Here is a 13,692-nt window from a genome sequence, read left to right as displayed (position 1 = left end):
GATGCTGGCGTATATTTTTCGGCGACTGTTGCTGATCATCCCAACCCTGTTCGGCATTCTGCTGATCAACTTCGTGATCATCCAGGCCGCGCCCGGCGGCCCGGTGGAACAGATGATCGCCAAGCTCGAAGGCTTCGAAGGCGCTACCAGCCGCATCGCCGGCGGCGGTGCCGAAGTCTCGGTGGCCGGTTCCAGCTATCGCGGCGCGCAGGGCCTGGACCCGGCGCTGGTCAAGGAAATCGAGCACATGTACGGCTTCGACAAGTCGGCGCCGGAACGCTTGTGGATCATGATCAAGAACTACGCCACCCTGGATTTCGGCGACAGCTTCTTCCGTGACGCCAAGGTCATCGACCTGATCAAGGAAAAGATGCCGGTGTCGATTTCCCTCGGGCTCTGGAGCACGCTGATCATGTACCTGGTATCGATCCCGCTGGGGATCGCCAAGGCCACCCGGCACGGCAGCCACTTCGACGTCTGGACCAGTTCGGCGATCATCGTCGGCTATGCGATCCCGGCGTTCCTGTTTGCGATCCTGCTGATCGTGGTATTTGCCGGCGGCAGCTACCTGGACTGGTTCCCCCTGCGCGGCCTGACCTCGAATAACTTCAGTGAATTGAGCTGGATGGGCAAGATCCGCGATTACTTCTGGCACATCGCGCTGCCGGTGACGGCACTGGTGATCGGTAACTTCGCGACCATGACCCTGTTGACCAAAAACAGCTTCCTCGACGAGATCAACAAACAGTACGTCGTCACCGCCAAGGCCAAGGGCCTGACCCGCCATCGCGTGCTCTATGGCCATGTGTTTCGCAACGCCATGCTGCTGGTGATCGCCGGCTTCCCTTCGGCCTTCATCGGGATTTTCTTCACCGGTTCGTTGCTGGTGGAAGTGATCTTCTCGCTCGACGGCATGGGCCTGATGAGTTTTGAAGCAGCGATCAACCGCGACTACCCGGTGGTGTTCGGCACCCTGTTCATCTTCACCCTGCTGGGGCTGGTGGTGAAACTGATCGGCGACCTCACCTACACCCTGGTCGATCCACGGATCGACTTCGAACACCGGGAGCATTGAGATGAACCTGTCCCCTCTCAATCGCCGACGTTTCGAACGGTTCAAGGCCAACAAGCGTGGCTGGTGGTCGCTGTGGCTGTTTTTGATCCTGTTTGGCGCGAGCCTCGGTGCCGAACTAATCGCCAACGACAAGCCGTTGGCGGTGCATTACGACGGCCAATGGTATTTCCCGGCACTCAAGCGTTACCCGGAAACCACCTTCGGCGGCGAATTCCCGCTGGAAGCCAACTACAAGAGCCCGTACATCCGCGAACTGCTCAAGGCCAAGGACGCCTGGACTTTGTGGGCGCCGATCCCGTTCAGCTACCAAAGCATCAACTACGACCTGAAAGTCCCAGCACCGGCACCGCCCTCGGCAGACAACCTGCTGGGCACCGACGATCAAGGCCGCGACGTGCTGGCGCGGGTGATTTACGGCTTCCGGGTGTCGGTGCTGTTTGCGCTGACGCTGACCATTCTCAGTTCGATCATCGGCGTGATTGCCGGTGCCTTGCAGGGTTTCTATGGCGGCTGGGTCGATCTGGCCGGGCAGCGCTTCCTGGAGATCTGGTCGGGTTTACCGGTGTTGTACCTGCTAATCATCCTCGCCAGTTTCGTGCAGCCAAACTTCTGGTGGTTGCTGGGGATCATGCTGCTGTTTTCCTGGATGAGCCTGGTCGACGTGGTCCGCGCCGAGTTCCTGCGTGGGCGTAACCTGGAATACGTACGCGCCGCCCGCGCGCTGGGGATGCAGAACGGCGCAATCATGTTCCAGCACATCCTGCCCAACGCCATGGTCTCGACCATGACCTTCATGCCGTTCATCCTCACGGGCGCTATCGGCACCCTGACCGCGCTGGACTTCCTCGGCTTCGGCCTGCCGGCAGGCAGTGCATCGCTGGGTGAACTGGTGGCTCAGGGCAAATCCAACCTGCAAGCGCCGTGGCTGGGCATGAGCGCCTTTGCGGTGCTGGCGCTGATGTTGAGTTTGCTGGTGTTTATCGGCGAGTCCGCTCGCGATGCCTTCGACCCGAGGAAGTGAAATGAATCAGGACAATCTGATCGAAGTGCGCAACCTCTCTGTCGAGTTTGTGGTCGGCGAAAGCGTGCAACGGGTGGTGGAAGGCGTCAGCTTCGACATCAAGCGCGGTGAAACCCTGGCGCTGGTCGGCGAAAGCGGCTCCGGCAAATCGGTGACGGCGCACTCGATCCTGCGTCTGCTGCCCTACCCCTTGGCGCGCCACCCCACCGGCACCATCACCTACTCCGGGCATGACCTGCTGTCGCTGAAAGAGAAAACCATCCGGCACATTCGTGGCAACCGGATTGCGATGATCTTTCAGGAGCCAATGACCTCGCTGAACCCGCTGCACTCGATCGAGAAACAGATCAACGAGGTACTGGGCATTCACAAAGGCCTGACCGGCAAGGTCGCGACCCAGCGCACCCTGGAGCTGCTGGAACTGGTGGGAATTCCCGAGCCGCACAAACGGCTCAGGGCCCTGCCCCATGAATTGTCCGGTGGCCAGCGTCAGCGCGTGATGATCGCCATGGCCCTGGCCAACGAACCGGAACTGCTGATCGCCGACGAACCGACCACCGCACTGGACGTGACGGTTCAGCTGAAAATCCTTGAGCTGCTCAAGGAGCTGCAGGCCCGTCTGGGCATGGCGCTGCTGCTGATCAGCCACGATTTGAACCTGGTCCAAAGAGTCGCGCATCGCGTATGTGTCATGCAGAAGGGTTGCATCGTCGAACAGGCATCGTGCGAAGAGCTGTTCCGCGCGCCGCAGCATCCTTACACCCGGGAGCTGCTGGCAGCGGAGCCTCGTGGCAACCCGGCAACCAATGTCATCGGCCCGCCATTGCTGCAAGTCGAGGACCTGAAAGTCTGGTTCCCGATCAAAAAAGGCTTTTTGCGCAACACCGTCGATTACGTCAAAGCCGTGGACGGAATCAACTTCAGCCTGCCCCAGGGGCAGACCCTGGGCATTGTCGGCGAGAGCGGTTCGGGCAAGTCCACGCTGGGTCTGGCGATTTTGCGGTTGATTGCCAGCAAAGGCGCGATCCGTTTTGAAGGCAAGTCGTTGGATTGCCTTTCGCAACAACAGGTAAGGCCGCTACGGCGGGAAATGCAGGTGGTGTTTCAGGACCCCTTCGGGAGCCTGAGCCCACGGATGAGCGTGAGCCAGATCGTCGGCGAAGGCCTGCGGATACACCGGATCGGTACAGAGACCGAGCAGGAGCTGGCGATTATCGCGGTACTCAAGGAAGTCGGTCTGGACCCGGCAACCCGGCACCGCTATCCCCACGAGTTTTCCGGCGGGCAACGGCAGAGAATCGCCATTGCCCGAGCCCTGGTACTGAAACCGGCGTTGATCTTGCTGGACGAGCCGACCTCGGCCCTCGACCGCACCGTGCAACGCCAAGTGGTTGAACTGCTGCGCTCACTGCAAAGCAAGTACAACCTGACGTATCTGTTCATCAGCCATGACCTGGCGGTGGTTAAAGCGCTGAGTCACCAGTTGATGGTGATCAAGCACGGCCAAGTGGTCGAACAAGGTGACGCGCAAGGTATCTTTGCCGCACCGCAACATCCTTATACACAGCAGTTGCTGGAGGCCGCTTTCCTGGCACCAGCCACTGCGCAATAACCTGAAAGAGGAGCAACACATGGGTTTTCTCGCCGGTAAGCGCGTACTGATCGTCGGTGTCGCCAGCAAGCTGTCCATCGCATCCGGTATCGCTGCCGCCATGCATCGCGAGGGCGCTGAGCTTGCCTTCACTTATCAGAACGACAAACTCAAGGGTCGTGTCGAAGAGTTCGCACAAGGCTGGGGTTCGAGCCCTGAGCTGTGCTTCCCGTGCGACGTGGCCAGCGATGAAGAAATCGCCAGGGTTTTCGAAGAACTGAGCAAAAAATGGGACGGCCTGGACTGCATCGTGCACTCCGTTGGCTTCGCTCCGGGCGACCAACTGGACGGCGACTTCACCGAAGCCACCACCCGTGAAGGTTTCCGTATCGCTCACGACATCAGCGCCTACAGCTTCGTGGCCCTGGCCAAAGCGGGCCGCGAGATGATGAAAGGCCGCAATGGCAGCCTGCTGACCCTGTCGTACCTGGGCGCCGAGCGCACCATGCCGAACTACAACGTAATGGGCATGGCCAAGGCTTCGCTGGAAGCTGGCGTACGTTACCTGGCCGGCTCCCTGGGCCCGGAAGGCACCCGCGTCAACGCCGTATCGGCTGGCCCGATCCGCACCCTGGCCGCTTCCGGCATCAAGAACTTCCGTAAAATGCTGGCCGCCAACGAAGCGCAAACGCCGCTGCGTCGCAACGTCACCATTGACGAAGTCGGCAATGCCGGCGCCTTCCTGTGCTCGGACCTGGCGTCCGGCATCAGCGGCGAAATCATGTACGTGGACGGCGGCTTCAACACCACCGCCATGGGCAACATCGAAGAGTGATCTTCACGCGTTAACAAGAAACCCGCCGATGGCGGGTTTCTTGTACCTTGTGCAAGTCCTGTAGGAACCTGGCTTGCCAGCGATAGCGTCCGCTAGATCGCCATCGCTGGCAAGCCAGGCTCCTACAGAACCTAAACCAGGCATCGCGCAAACAACTGCTGGATCGGTTGTGTACGCTGGCTGTAGCGCTGCAACAGCACGATCTCCCGATAGAACGTCAGTTCGCCCAGCGAGATGATCCTGACCTTTGCGCCATAGTCCAGCCAAAGCCCCGCCCGGGGAATCAACGCCACCCCCAGCCCGCACTCGACCATTTTCACAATCGCTTCCAGCTCATCCAGCTCCAGCGCGACTTTAACCTCGATCTGCTGCTCGCGCAGAAAGCCTGTCACCAGCCGGCCACCGAACGAGTTGCGGTCATAACGCACCTGTGGATGTGTGCTGAGTATCTGCAAAGGATCCTCGCCCTCAAGGTTCGGCGGCACGATCAACACAAACGGCTCCTGCCGGATCACCTGGGCCGACAGTTCCTTGGGCAGTTCAAAGGGTGGCTTGATCAGGATCGCCAGATCAAGCTCGCCAGCGTCGACCTGACTCAACAGGTTGAGTGACACGCCAGGTACCAGTTTCGGCTCGAGCAACGGCGCCTGCTGCCGCAAACGTAGCAACGCCTGAGGCAGCAAACCGGTTTGGGCGGTCGCCACAGCGCCGACTCTCAATTCGCCGCGAAACTCGCTAACGTCGTCACTGACGGCCATGCGCTGAAAGGTTTCGAGGATTTCCCGGGCCATCGGCAACGCTCGCTGCCCGGCCGCGTTGAGGATGGCCTGACGCCCGGTGCGGTCAAACAGGCGAATACCCAGCGCCCGCTCCAGGTTGCGCATTTGCGCGCTGACGGCCGATTGCGTGAGGCCAATGTGCATGCCGGCTGCGGCGAACGTGCCATAGCGAGTCACGGCGATGAAGGTTTTCAGTTCACGCAGCATGAGCGCCTCGATTGATCGATTTTATTTGAGCTGAAGGCAAAAATTATCGTCTTTTAATCAAAAATCACAAGACTAGAATCAGCTCAACTCTCCTGTCATCGAGGCTTGAACACCATGCGTCTCTCCCCTTTTCATCTGGCCATTCCAGTGTATGACCTTGCAGCGGCGCGGCTTTTCTATGGACAGGTGTTCGGCCTGGAGGAAGGACGCTCCAGCGAGCACTGGGTGGACTTCAACTTTTTCGGCCACCAATTGGTTATCCATGAACACCCGAAAACCGCCACCCAGGAATCCGCCCACACCAATGCCGTGGACGGTCACGACGTGCCGGTCCCGCATTTCGGCGTGGTGCTGTCGATGGAAGAATGGGAGTCCCTGGCCGAACGGCTCACATCACTGGGCACGCGTTTCGTGATCGAGCCCGGCATTCGCTTCAAAGGACTGGTGGGCGAACAGGCGACGATGTTTCTGTTCGACCCCTGCGGCAACGCGCTGGAGTTCAAGGCGTTCAAGGACATCGGCCAGTTGTTCGCCAAGTAACCTTCAGCATCATGCCGGCCTGCGAGCGGATCCCGTCTAGCTCCCCGCCACCGGACATGGCCCACCCGCGTCTGCCCACAGCTTGAACTGGGTGACAAAAATATCGTGAGGCACCGGCACCGGGGCCCTGTTGCCTCCGGGATTCCAGCCCCAGAGCACCAGTTTGTCGTCGCTGACATGAGTGATCAGCGCGGCAAAATCACGGTCGCCGTTGCTCGAACGGTCCTTGATCATCTGGCACAGCCGATCGGCCGGCAGACCGATCCAGGCCATTTTATGGGCAGCTGAAGGCAAGCCCCAACGCGGCGCACCGGGTGGTGCGTGGGGGCCATAACTGGCGGGCGGGTTGGTGTCGGCGTGGCAGGTTGCACAGGGCAGGCCCGCCGCCCCCTTGCCGTCAGTGCCGCGAACCACGTTCATGGCATGCGGTTTCCCGGCGTCGAACTGCAAGGGCGAGTCATCGGGGATATGGCAGTTCTGGCAACGCGGGCTCTGGAACACCTTCTGCACCGTGGCAAACGCCGCCAGTGCGGCTTGATCGTCGGCAAACAGCTCAGAGGTGTAACCACCGCCCCCGAGCAACAGCAGCGCGCCCAGAAACAGATGCCGTCTCATTTCACACCCCCGCCAGTTGCAGCGGCAGTTCACGCAAGCGTTGCCCGGTCAGGGCGAACACCGCATTGGCCACCGCCGGTGCCGTCGGTGGTACCCCGGTCTCGCCGATACCGCCCGGTTTTTCGGTGCTGGGGACGATGTGCACTTCGACCACAGGCATTTCATTCAGGCGCAACACCTGAAAGTCATGGTAATTGGACTGCACCACTTTCCCGTCCTTGAAGGTCAGCTTGCTGTGCAAGGTGAACCCCAAGCCAAAGGTGATGCCCGATTCCATCTGCGCGGCGATGCTCGCCGGGTTCACCACGACACCGCAATCGACCGCACAGACCACGCGGTGCACACGAATCTTCAGGTTGTCCTGGGACACCTCGGCCACCTGCGCGACGTAACTGCCAAAAGACTCATGCACCGCCACGCCCAACGCGTGCCCCGCAGGCAGCGGCGCCTTCCAGTTGGCCTTCTCCACCGCCAGGTTCAGCACCCCGAGATGGCGCGGATGCTCCTTGAGCAAGGTCCGTCGATATTCCACTGGATCCTTGCCGGCCGCCGTGGCCAGTTCATCGATCAGTGACTCGACGACAAATGCGGTGTGCGTGTGCCCCACAGAACGCATCCACAACACGCTGATGCCAGTTTTCGGCGAATGCAGATCGACCAGGTGGTTGGCCAGGCCCTTGATATACGGACTGTCGGCCACGCCTTCGACCGAGGTCGCATCGACGCCATTCTTGACCATCGTCGCCTCGAATGGGGTGCCGTCCATGATCGACTGCCCGACCAGTACGTGCTGCCAGGCCTGGGGCATGCCCTTGGCATCCAGGCCAATGCGCGCGTGATGGAGGAACGCCGAGCGGTAGTAACCACCGCGTATGTCATCCTCCCGCGACCAGACGGTTTTCACTGGCGCAACGGCCGCCTTCGCGACTTGCACCGCCTCGCTGACAAAGTCCGAGGTCGGATTGGCTCGACGGCCAAAACCACCCCCGAGGAATTCGGTATGAATCTCGACCTGCTCGGGTTTGAGCCCGGTGATTTTCGCCGCGATCATTTGGTCCAGCGTCTGGAATTGGGTGCCGGTCCAGATCTCGCATTTGTCCGGGGTGATTTTCACCGTGCAGTTGAGCGGCTCCATCGGTGCATGGGCCAGATAGGGAACGCTGTATTCAACATCAATCGTCTTCACCGCCTTGCTCAGCGCGGCGCTGATGTCGCCCGCCTGGCTGGCCGGAGTGCCGGGGATCGCGGCGAGCTTGCGGAAATTTTGCAGCAAGGCATCACTGTCGAGCCCGGCATTGGGTCCCAGGTCCCAGTCGATTTTCAACGCATCGCGACCGAGTTTGGCGGCCCAATAATGATCGGCCACCACCGCAATGCCTGTTGGCACCTGCACGACTTTATGCACGCCCGGCAGCGCCAATGCCGCCGCGCCATCGAATGATTTGACACTGCCACCAAACACCGGCGGGCGTGCAACCACGGCCGTCAGCAATCCATCGAACTGCACATCCATGCCGAATTTCGCCTGGCCGGTGATTTTTTCCGGGGTATCCAGGCGCTTGGTCGGTTTGCCGATGATCTTCCAGTCCTTGGCGTCCTTGAGCTTGATCGACGCCGGATCGGGCACCGGCAGTTGGCCGGCGTCATTGGCCAACTCACCGTAAGTGGCGCGCTGATCGCCGGCAATCACCACGCCCGGTTCGGTTTGTATCTTCGAGGGTGCGACGTTGAAGCGCTTGGCGGCGGCCTCGATCAACATCAAGCGTGCGGCAGCGCCAGCCTGACGGTAGCGGTCGAATTCCATCCAGGTCGAGGTCGAGCCACCGGTGATCTGCATGCCGCCAAAGGCCGGCAAACCATAATCGGCTGCCGATGCCGGTGCATGCTCGACGCGGATTTTCGTCCAGTCGGCATCCAGCTCTTCGGCGATCAACATGGTCAGGCCCGTCCAGATCCCCTGCCCCATTTCGGAGTGCCCCAACAGAATGGTCACGCTGCCATCGGGCGCGATGCGCAAAAAGGCATTGGGGGCGAACACCGCGTCCGGCGTCGATGCCGCCTGGGCAAAGCGATTGGCTCCCGGAATGACAAACGCCACCACCAGCCCTGCACCGAGCACGGCAGTGCTTTTCAAAAAATCCCGTCGAGAAGTCTCGATCTTCGCATTCATCGTTATGCCTCCCCGATTTGCGCAGCACGTTTGACCGCCGCACGAATGCGCGGGTAGGTCCCGCACCGACAGATATTGCCCGACAGCGCCTGATCGATATCGCTGTCGCTCGGCGACGGGATTTTCGCCAATAAAGCCGCCGCCGACATGATCTGCCCCGACTGACAATAACCGCATTGCACCACGTCGATCTCAGCCCAGGCGCGTTGCACCGGGTGCGAACCGTCGCTCGACAAGCCTTCGATGGTGAGGATTTTTTGCCCGTTGGCGACGGCCGCCGCCGGAGTGATGCAGGAGCGCAACGGCGCGCCGTCGACATGAACCGTGCAGGCGCCGCACTGGGCCATGCCGCAGCCGAACTTGGTGCCGGTCAAGTGCGCGACATCGCGCAATACCCACAACAGCGGCATGTCGCCGGGCACGTCCAGGGATTGGTCTTTGCCATTGATATTGAGCGTCAGCACGGCGGTCTCCTCAGTCACTCACGATGTCCTTTCATGGCGTCACTGTGGCAACGACTGCCTACGCGCGCCTCGGTTTATCCATTGAGCTAAGCGCAATTTTCCCGAAGCCTTGGTTTGCGCGACCACCGGTCACAAAAAAGGGCCACTTCCCAGGAAGCAGCCCTGTGTTTCAAAGCATCAACCGACCTACACCCGCAGCTTGTCGATTGACGGTTACGCCTGACGATCACCGGCTGACTACGCTAATAGTCCAGCCTGATCATTCCTGGAGGAGAACCTTCATGTCGCGCATTCAGAAGCTCACACCCTGCCTGTGGTTCGACGATCAGGCCGAAGCCGCTGCACAGTTCTACTGTTCGGTGTTCGAGCACTCGACCATTACCGCCATCACTCACTATGGCAAGGTCGGTTTCGAGCTCCATGGCCGGCCCGAGGGTTCAGTGATGACTGTCAGCTTCATGCTCGATGGCCAGACCTTTACCGCACTCAATGGCGGCCCGGTGTTTCGCTTTAACGAGGCCGTCTCGTTCCAGGTCAACTGCCATACCCAATATGAAATCGACCACTTCTGGAACGCGCTGTCTGCCGGTGGCGACAAACAGGCCCAGCAATGCGGCTGGCTCAAGGACAAGTTCGGCCTGTCCTGGCAAATCGTGCCGGTGGTGATGATGGAAATGATGACCGACAGGGACACCGCCAAATCCCAGCGCGTCATGCAGGCGATGTTGCAGATGGAGAAACTCGACATCGCCACACTCGAGCGAGCCTTTAATGGCGAGAGCTAATACACTCCCCAACTGAACTGCCAAAGGACGCTCGCGGATGAAACACGCCATCGCCAAAAATGCCGACAAAGCCCCTCGCTTCTGGCGCGATGACGCACTGCCCTTCATCGAAGCGCGCTCCATCGCTGATGGCCGCGAAGTCTGTTACGCCCGACATTCCCACGAGTTTTTTTCCATCGGTGCGATCACCGCCGGGCGCAGCACCTATCTCCATGAACACGCCGCGTTTGAAGTCGGCAGCGGCACCGTGGTGCTGATGAACCCCGGCGATGTCCATGCCTGTAACCCGATCGACAATCAGCCCTGGTCTTATCGCATGCTGTATGTCGATACACCGTGGTTGAACGACCTTCAGCATCAACTGGGGTTCAGCAAAGAGCTGGACTTTCGGCGCTTTTCAACCACCCACTGCAACGACGCCGGGCTGTTTAGCGGGCTCAATCAGCTGTATGACATATTGCTCGACGAACAGCTGGAGACGCTGCAAAAACACAGTGCCGCCGTAGCGTTTTTTACTCAAGTGCAGCAAACGCTCAATCCGGCTGAATTGAGCGTTCGCGAACCCAACCTCAAGCTGGAGCGAGCGGCCGAGTACATCCGCGACAACTGCACCCTGTCGCTGAAACTCGAAGACATCTGCGAGGCGGCAGATCTGTCTGCGTCGTACCTGATCCGTGCTTTCAAGCAGCATTACGGCATGACACCCCACGCGTTTCTGGTCAACCATCGCATCCAGTTCGCCCGCAGCCAACTGCGTCGAGGCAAGTTGATTGCCGACGTGGCGCTGGAAGCCGGGTTCTCTGATCAGGCGCATTTTCAGCGAGCGTTCAAACAGCATTTGGCCGCGACGCCGGGGCAGTATCGCGGTTAAAGCCCGAGATTTATGGCAACAGCAAGTAACCCGCACTCACCGCCAGCAACGACGCCATGAACCGATTAAACAACCGCATGCCGCCGGCATTGCTCAGGTACTGTCGCAGAAAGGTCCCGGCATAAGCCCAGCAGGCCACCGACAGGTAGCAGACCACCAGATACACCGCGGCAAACTGCCAGACCAGCTGCGCTTCGCCGTCGGCAACAAAAGCCCCCATCCCCGCGACACAGGCCAGCCAGGCTTTCGGGTTTAGCCATTGCATCAGCGCGCCGTAGAACATCGTCGGCGCTTGTCCTGAATCACCTGCACTGAGCCGACCATCGTCAGTGGCGAGCTTCCAGGCCATGAACAACAGGAACGCCACCCCGAACAACTGCACCGCCCGTGTCAGCGATGGCCAGAGTTTTAGCAGTTCATGCAGACCCAACCCCATCAACACCAGTAACAGCACAAACCCCAGCGTTGCACCCGCTACATGCCGTTGGCTGGCACGAAAGCCGTACTGCGCGCCGGAGCTCAGTGCAACGATGTTCACCGGCCCAGGGGTGATCGACGACGCCAGCGCAAACGCGGCCATGGAAATGATCAGACTCATTGCGCACCTTCTTCAATAACTTCGGGACATCCCGGCGCTCAAAGTAGGAGAACGCTGATAGACCTGTATTGAAGAAAAACACCCCCGTGCAGTCCTCGACATTTCAGATCGAACGCGTCGGTCACCCAGGTGTCATTAATAGTAATGGGATCGCGGTCTCTGCCCCCCCACACCGTTGAACGGGCAGCGAGTCCAGACAGAAGAGCAGAGTCACCGACAGGGATGTGGCAAGTGACCCTTGCGCTACGCCGAAATCATTGCAAAGGAGATCCTCCGATGGTGACTCACTATAAAACTGCCGGGCACCTGGCTTGCGGCCGCCATGGCAGCAATCTTCCGTCTACGACTGAATTTGCCCGCGTCAAATGCCGCAGCTGCCGCAATACCGACGCGTTCAAGGACGCCCGAAAAGACGCTCGCAACGCCGCACGTCGAGCGGCGCGTAGAGCCAAAGTCGCCCACGCCTCGATTGACTGGCGCGCGTCCTGGATCAAAAGGCTCAGCGAGATGCCGGGCCAGCAACGACTCCCACGGGGATTCAGCGGCCAGCCGTACGTTTAGGATTGTGGGAACACAGAGATCAGTACGCCGATGATTGCCATCGGCGTATGCGGTTTGCAAATGGCCGAATCAGTCGTGCTGCAACAGCCCCGAACTGTATTGATTGAAGCTGTTGCCGATCGGGCTTCCACCAAAACTCATCTTGTTGGCACTACGACCGTCGAATTGATGGCAATCGTCTGAAAAACAGCTGCTGGTTGTCACGCCAGAGCACGCGCTCAACAACAACGTGCCGGTGATCAAAAAGATTTTGACAAGGTTCAACTTCATTGTTCAGTTCCCCTTGGCTGGAAACGAGGCGATGCACGATCCGAGTCAAGCATCCTACGCCGCCAGATTAGCTGAAACATAATGAAACATTGCAGGCTGACAGTCTGGGTTCAGCTTCTGGAGATATCCCATCAATTGACAACCTGCCACCAGCTGCGTAAATCGGTTCTCTCTCCTGACTTCAAGAGCTCGCCATGGATATAGCAGCCATCCCGTTCGGCACCACCGACTGGTCGACCGTCGAACCCACCGTCCACGCCGGCGAACGCGGCAGCGCCTATTGGCGCACACAACAGTTCGGCGCAATTCGCGTCCGAATGATCGAATACACCGCCGGTTATCTGGCAGACCACTGGTGCTTGAAGGGCCACATCCTGCTGTGTCTTGAAGGCGAGCTGCACACTGAACTCGAAGATGGGCGCCAGTTCGTGCTGAAACCCGGCATGAGCTATCAAGTGGCGGATAATGCGGAGTCTCACCGGTCGTCGACGGAGACGGGGGCGAAGCTGTTTGTGGTTGATTGACCTCGCCTCGCTGGGCCGTAAACGCAGGGGTAACGAGGCACAAGACGACCATTGATCTGCAAATCCGGCCCACATCCAATAAAAACATATTTATATGCTTCAATTGATATTGTTGGACAATCCCACGACAAGAGGGTGCCGTCATGAATATCAAAACCTTGGCTTTACTGCTGTTGGCGCTCTGCGCCCAGCCCGTCTGGAGTCAAACTCCCCCCGCCTCGCCTGCACCAGCCGAAAGCGCCGCGCTCACCACACGCCTGTCGTTGCGCGGCCTTTGGATCGAGCATATTTTCTGGACCAGAAATTACGCGATAGCCAACCAGAGTGCTAACCATCAACAAGCCCAGGTCGCCGCCGCTCAGGTGGTAGACAACGCAACCCGCATCGCCAACAGCCTTGCTCCGCTGTATGGCCAGCCCGCTGCCGATCAACTGCTCAAGCTGCTTGCCGGTCACTGGGGCGCGGTGAAACATTACAGCGACGCCACGGTCGCCAAAGACAAGAAGGGCCAGCAGGCCGCTGTCGCAGAACTGACGAGCAATGCCAAGGCCATTGCGGCATTTCTCGCCAGCGCCAACCCCAACTTGCCTGAAAGCACGCTGGTGACGATGTTGGCAGCTCACGGCGGCCACCACGTCGCCCAGATCGACCAGCTCGCCGCGCACGACTATGCCGCTGAAGCGAAGACCTGGCAGATGATGCGCGTCCATATACTGGCGCTGGCTGACACGCTGACGGCGGCACTGGTCAAACAGTTCCCGGACAAGTTCTGATACCGAGCGAGCG

General features: G+C 59.7%; 16 protein-coding genes. 10 read left to right on the top strand and 6 right to left on the bottom strand.

The features are described 5' to 3' along the window. The first annotated feature begins 1 nt into the window (after position 1). Genes AO353_RS23470 through fabI form a run of 4 tightly spaced genes read left to right on the top strand, consistent with a single transcriptional unit; the run spans position 2 to position 4,522 of the window. Positions 2 to 1,075, top strand: coding sequence for a microcin C ABC transporter permease YejB (locus tag AO353_RS23470; protein ID WP_054597121.1), 1,074 nt, complete (start codon positions 2 to 4; stop codon positions 1,073 to 1,075). A gap of 1 nt (position 1,076) precedes the next feature. Further along, entirely contained in the window at positions 1,077 to 2,096 is a 1,020-nt protein-coding gene (locus AO353_RS23465; protein WP_054597120.1) for an ABC transporter permease, read from the top strand. Between the two features lies 1 nt (position 2,097). Then, positions 2,098 to 3,708, top strand: a complete 1,611-nt coding sequence (locus tag AO353_RS23460) for an ABC transporter ATP-binding protein (RefSeq protein WP_054597119.1) — start codon at positions 2,098 to 2,100, stop codon at positions 3,706 to 3,708. 19 nt (positions 3,709 to 3,727) lie between these two features. Next, on the top strand, positions 3,728 to 4,522 hold the full coding sequence (gene fabI / locus AO353_RS23455) for an enoyl-ACP reductase FabI (RefSeq protein WP_054597118.1): 795 nt from the start codon (positions 3,728 to 3,730) through the stop codon (positions 4,520 to 4,522). 131 nt (positions 4,523 to 4,653) lie between these two features. Here the strand turns inward: fabI and AO353_RS23450 are convergent, their stop codons facing one another. Further along, a complete protein-coding gene (locus tag AO353_RS23450; protein ID WP_054597117.1) occupies positions 4,654 to 5,508 on the bottom strand; it encodes a LysR family transcriptional regulator in 855 nt (284 codons plus the stop codon). A gap of 114 nt (positions 5,509 to 5,622) precedes the next feature. On the opposite strand from AO353_RS23450, the gene AO353_RS23445 reads away from it, so the two are divergent. Next, positions 5,623 to 6,048, top strand: a complete 426-nt coding sequence (locus AO353_RS23445; protein ID WP_054597116.1) for a VOC family protein — start codon at positions 5,623 to 5,625, stop codon at positions 6,046 to 6,048. 36 nt (positions 6,049 to 6,084) lie between these two features. On the opposite strand, the gene AO353_RS23440 is transcribed toward AO353_RS23445, so the two are convergent. Genes AO353_RS23440 through AO353_RS23430 form a run of 3 tightly spaced genes read right to left on the bottom strand, consistent with a single transcriptional unit; the run spans position 6,085 to position 9,297 of the window. Continuing rightward, on the bottom strand, positions 6,085 to 6,663 hold the full coding sequence (locus AO353_RS23440) for a hypothetical protein (protein ID WP_054597115.1): 579 nt from the start codon (positions 6,661 to 6,663) through the stop codon (positions 6,085 to 6,087). A gap of 1 nt (position 6,664) precedes the next feature. After that, positions 6,665 to 8,833 carry a xanthine dehydrogenase family protein molybdopterin-binding subunit gene (locus AO353_RS23435; protein WP_054597114.1) on the bottom strand — a complete coding sequence of 723 codons (2,169 nt, stop codon included), beginning with the start codon at positions 8,831 to 8,833 and terminating at the stop codon, positions 6,665 to 6,667. Positions 8,834 to 8,835: 2 nt separating this feature from the next. Continuing rightward, the gene (locus AO353_RS23430; protein ID WP_054598315.1) at positions 8,836 to 9,297 is read right to left on the bottom strand and encodes a (2Fe-2S)-binding protein; all 462 of its coding nucleotides are present in this window, start codon (positions 9,295 to 9,297) and stop codon (positions 8,836 to 8,838) included. A 281-nt stretch (positions 9,298 to 9,578) separates the two neighbouring features. Between AO353_RS23430 and AO353_RS23425 the strand changes: the two genes are divergently transcribed. After that, the gene (locus AO353_RS23425) at positions 9,579 to 10,082 is read left to right on the top strand and encodes a VOC family protein (RefSeq protein WP_054597113.1); all 504 of its coding nucleotides are present in this window, start codon (positions 9,579 to 9,581) and stop codon (positions 10,080 to 10,082) included. 37 nt (positions 10,083 to 10,119) lie between these two features. Further along, positions 10,120 to 10,953, top strand: a complete 834-nt coding sequence (locus tag AO353_RS23420; RefSeq protein WP_054597112.1) for an AraC family transcriptional regulator — start codon at positions 10,120 to 10,122, stop codon at positions 10,951 to 10,953. Between the two features lie 10 nt (positions 10,954 to 10,963). Here the strand turns inward: AO353_RS23420 and AO353_RS23415 are convergent, their stop codons facing one another. Beyond that, positions 10,964 to 11,551, bottom strand: a complete 588-nt coding sequence (locus AO353_RS23415; RefSeq protein WP_054597111.1) for a LysE family translocator — start codon at positions 11,549 to 11,551, stop codon at positions 10,964 to 10,966. Positions 11,552 to 11,827: 276 nt separating this feature from the next. On the opposite strand from AO353_RS23415, the gene AO353_RS23410 reads away from it, so the two are divergent. Beyond that, complete coding sequence (locus tag AO353_RS23410) at positions 11,828 to 12,112, top strand: hypothetical protein (protein ID WP_054597110.1); 285 nt, start codon at positions 11,828 to 11,830, stop codon at positions 12,110 to 12,112. A gap of 69 nt (positions 12,113 to 12,181) precedes the next feature. Here AO353_RS23410 and AO353_RS23405 read toward each other — a convergent pair whose 3' ends face one another. Continuing rightward, positions 12,182 to 12,382: a hypothetical protein gene (locus AO353_RS23405; RefSeq protein ID WP_054597109.1), complete on the bottom strand. Its 201-nt coding sequence runs from the start codon at positions 12,380 to 12,382 to the stop codon at positions 12,182 to 12,184. A gap of 194 nt (positions 12,383 to 12,576) precedes the next feature. On the opposite strand from AO353_RS23405, the gene AO353_RS23400 reads away from it, so the two are divergent. Then, positions 12,577 to 12,906: a DHCW motif cupin fold protein gene (locus AO353_RS23400; RefSeq protein WP_054597108.1), complete on the top strand. Its 330-nt coding sequence runs from the start codon at positions 12,577 to 12,579 to the stop codon at positions 12,904 to 12,906. 143 nt (positions 12,907 to 13,049) lie between these two features. Then, the gene (locus tag AO353_RS23395; RefSeq protein WP_054597107.1) at positions 13,050 to 13,679 is read left to right on the top strand and encodes a hypothetical protein; all 630 of its coding nucleotides are present in this window, start codon (positions 13,050 to 13,052) and stop codon (positions 13,677 to 13,679) included. The last annotated feature ends 13 nt before the right edge of the window (positions 13,680 to 13,692 follow it).

It is taken from the genome of Pseudomonas fluorescens (genome assembly GCF_001307155.1).
Lineage (GTDB): Bacteria > Pseudomonadota > Gammaproteobacteria > Pseudomonadales > Pseudomonadaceae > Aquipseudomonas > Aquipseudomonas helvetica.
The sequence above is the reverse complement of the archived record's forward strand: the minus strand, read 5'-3'. Positions and strand labels throughout refer to the sequence as shown.